The organism is Microcoleus sp. PH2017_12_PCY_D_A (genome assembly GCF_020738565.1).
Lineage (GTDB): Bacteria > Cyanobacteriota > Cyanobacteriia > Cyanobacteriales > Microcoleaceae > Microcoleus.
Window position 1 is genome coordinate 1 of sequence record NZ_JAEQCI010000229.1, and the last position, 3,499, is coordinate 3,499.

Annotated in this window: 5 protein-coding genes; 3 read left to right on the plus strand and 2 right to left on the minus strand. The window is 43.6% G+C overall.

The genetic code is table 11. From position 1 onward, the window contains the following. Nucleotides 1–402 precede the first annotated feature (402 nt). On the minus strand, nt 403–1,029 hold the full coding sequence (locus tag JGK39_RS32965) for a 7-carboxy-7-deazaguanine synthase QueE (RefSeq protein WP_293258317.1): 627 nt from the start codon (nt 1,027–1,029) through the stop codon (nt 403–405). Between the two features lie 160 nt (nt 1,030–1,189). Then, nucleotides 1,190–1,888, minus strand: a complete 699-nt coding sequence (locus JGK39_RS32970) for a class I SAM-dependent methyltransferase (protein ID WP_293258315.1) — start codon at nt 1,886–1,888, stop codon at nt 1,190–1,192. Between the two features lie 43 nt (nt 1,889–1,931). Here JGK39_RS32970 and JGK39_RS32975 point away from each other — a divergent pair, with 43 nt between their 5' ends. The 3 genes from JGK39_RS32975 to JGK39_RS32985 all read left to right on the plus strand — a co-directional run bounded on the left by JGK39_RS32975 (nt 1,932) and on the right by JGK39_RS32985 (nt 3,425). After that, nucleotides 1,932–2,087 (plus strand): hypothetical protein, encoded by a 156-nt coding sequence (locus tag JGK39_RS32975; protein WP_293258313.1) that lies wholly within the window; start codon nt 1,932–1,934, stop codon nt 2,085–2,087. Nucleotides 2,088–2,166: 79 nt separating this feature from the next. Continuing rightward, entirely contained in the window at nt 2,167–2,349 is a 183-nt protein-coding gene (locus tag JGK39_RS32980; RefSeq protein WP_293298986.1) for a hypothetical protein, read from the plus strand. A 434-nt stretch (nt 2,350–2,783) separates the two neighbouring features. Next, complete coding sequence (locus tag JGK39_RS32985) at nt 2,784–3,425, plus strand: hypothetical protein (RefSeq protein ID WP_293298984.1); 642 nt, start codon at nt 2,784–2,786, stop codon at nt 3,423–3,425. Nucleotides 3,426–3,499 lie beyond the last annotated feature (74 nt).

Sequence of the window (3,499 nt, forward strand, 5' to 3'; positions counted from 1 at the left end):
AAGTTACACAAATTTGGTATTTTTGAACCAACACTCAATGGAACTGCTGCTCGCTCCAACCCTTAATTAATTTACGAATGATTTGCGATCGCTATATATTGCCTTACAGATTTTTTTCTGCTCACTTTTTCAGTGCCATTGGACTTAAGTCCGCACTACGAACTGCAGAATAAGAGCGGACTTAAGTCCGCAGAATAAGAGCGGACTTAAGTCCGCACTACGAACTGCAGAATAAGAGCGGACTTAAGTCCGCACTACGAACTGTTTTTATTATGTATGGCGATCGATTGGAAATAATATAAGACGTTGATGTGAATAATGGCGGGGATGGGCGGGTTTATGAGATTGTGTGTAGGTTTCATAGATAGTTTGTGAAGCCGCCCCTACAGAATTTTTGGATGTTTATTGGACACCAATAAACTTGTGAGTTTGCAAAGACAACCGGTAAGTCGGATGCTGTTTCAGCAACTCCAAAATAATCGGAATCGCCCGATCGTGCTTTTCCCACTCCGGCTGCAAATATACACGAGTATTCACATTTTCAGCCAAATATTTTCTATAAAAATCTACTTCTTCGCCAGTGCTAACCACCAACTTAATCTCATTAGCTCTAGTCCAAAATATCTCTTGCACGGGATATTGAGGATTGACGTGTTGCTTAGGAGAAAGAGTAATCCAAGCCAGCGGCGAAACATCCTGCCAGTAAGCGCCCGAAGTTTCAATACTCACCTGCTTGTCAGTTGCTAACAAAGCTTGAACTAACTCCGGCAAATTCTGGTGGATGAAAGGTTCGCCGCCAGTAATGACAACTCTCGGAGACTGCAATTGAGCGAGCAATTGTGCGATCGACTGCGGCACCGACGGCAAACCTTTGCCACCATTGGAGTAGCCTGTATCGCACCAAGGACACCGCACGGGACAACCGGCCAATCTGATAAAATCAACTAAAGTACCAGTCCAGTAGCCTTCGCCTTGAACCGTACACTGAAAAGTTTCGTGAATCGGCAATTTTATTTGTAAATTAGACACTATAATTTTCGCCTCAAACCAATTTATTAGGTTGTTTAAATATAGTTATAACTTACGCATAAATATCACACAAACCGGGTTTTTTCGCCTGTTCAAGGGGTGTAACGAAGTATTTCTCCAAAAAACCCGGTTTCTGACTACCCGTGCGTAAATCCTATTTTTAATTCTGTTCTTCCGGTTCCATCATAGTCGCCCAGCGGCGTTTCAGCGCCAAAGTCAGTCCGTCACCAATGGGAACAACACTGAGTGTTATTCTCGGATCGTTACGCAACTTGTCGTTGAAAGTGCGAAGGGCGAGGGTGCTTGTGTCTTGTACTTGAGGATCGGCAACTCGTCCAGACCACAGAACGTTGTCAATTACAATTAAACCGCCATTCCGCACCAGTTGGAGCGATCGCTCAAAATAAGCCTCATAATTTTCTTTATCGGCGTCGATGAAGGCAAAATCAAAGGTTCCGGCTTGTCCCTCGGCTATGAGTTTGTCGAGAGTATTAATTGCGGGGCCCAACTGCAAAGAAATTTTGTTAGCCACACCCGCAGCTTCCCAATAGCGTCGCGCGATCGAAGTATATTCCTCGCTGACATCGCAAGCAATAATTTTACCGTTAGAAGGCAGCGCTAAAGCTACGCACAGCGAGCTATAACCAGTAAAAACCCCAATTTCTAAGGTTTTTGTCGCTCCCATAAGCTGCACCAGCATCTCCATAAACTGACCTTGTTCGGGAGCTATTTGCATCATACCCATGGGATGCTTAGCAGTTTCTTCCCGCAGTGAAGCGAGAATATCTGGTTCCCGCAGAGAAATAGATAACAGATAATCGTAAAGTTGATTTTCTAGGCCAAGAGTTGAGTTCGCCATCGGTTTGTCCTTGCTGCTGACTTTTGATTTTACGTGATATGACGTGCAGTTATTGGAAATTGCAGACGGTAGAGTTAATTTTGGCACCTATTTTGCTGTCGTTTCTCTCAGGGTAAGAGTATCGCCGTCTCGGTTGCAAGAAGCTGGTAACTTGCTCTCACGGGCGATCGACCTTCCAATCAGTTTATCTCAGCTATAGGTGATTTGTCGCCCTGGAAAAGAAAAGAGAACAAAAGGATGGTTTTGACATTGCTGCGTTCCTCGCACTGCGTAACACCGTGAGTAATGCCAGCTTAACAAAAGAATCTAACCGCCGGCAAGCTGCCAACCATATACAATCAGTTATTCTGAATCTCAACTCTCCAACTTGTACGATCGCGATTTATCAGTCAGCGCAGCCTTTCATGAAGTCGAACAATCTCAAATATCAAATAATATCATTTGGGGATAATATGACTTAATTGTGACAAATAATTGCCAAAAAATAATTATTTATGACTAACGCACGACTCACAAAAAGTTTGATGTAATTCTTATTAATGGGTTACAGCCTGTGTATCTTTCCGAAACTAAACAGGCGCGTGGCAATACTTCGATTCGGGATTACTACTAATAATTAATAAGTTTGTTAAGCTGGGACATTTTCTTAACTGTCACAGTTGATTTATCCCTACCGCAACCATTTACCCACAATCAAAACAACATTCTCCTCTTGAAGCAGAGCAAGTATTTTGTTTGGTGGCTAAACCTGGTTTCGTGCAACCTTTGCCCTGGAGTGTTACTAATCACTAACGAGCCGGGAGCGCTCTGACAATTTCTTAACTGTCACAGTTGATTGCTCGACACCTAAACAACTTACCCACAATCAAAATAACATTTCGCAAAGGCAATCAATATGTATTACTCTTTTGCAGGTTTCGGTGCTGGTACTGGCCTATTGTTACTGTTAATTTTTGCTATTTTACAATGGCTGCACGTCCCCGCCGGCAGTTTTATAGATTGGGTAATTGCTATTGCTATTTTTGAATGGCTGTTGCTGATAGTTACAGTTCCTTGGAATATCCATTTTGAAGCTAAGGAAGTTTTAGCGCAAGGCGCAGAATCTACTAAAAAAAATATTGCTGTCGATCGCGAACAACTCAAATACGTTACTGTATTAGCTAGCCGATCGCTCTTTGTGGCGATCGCCCTTCACCTGGTTAGCGCGATCGCACTTTACGCCCTAGCCGCCGCTGGAATTAGTGCTGTTGGCTATCTCAGTTCCGGTGCAGCACTGCTTTTAACTGTACTGCGTCCAGCTATCCGAGCTTATCAGTATTTAGCCCAGCGCCTGACAAGCATCCGCAGCGAATTTTTCCACCCCCGCGAAGATATTGTCGAGCTCCGCAACCGCTTTGCAGAATTAGAATCTACAGTCAGAAATTTGGCTGCTCAATTAAATTCAGACGATGAAACTTCTTGGGCTGCTATCCAAGAGCGCCAGCAACGGGCTACCAGGATAGAATTAACTACTTTAGGGCTTGCCGAAAAAGCCTAAAACCTTTACAGAGAAAGACTTTGACTGGTTTGAACGCTCCGCGTGTGCAAGCTTATGAGCTAAAATCTGTCCAA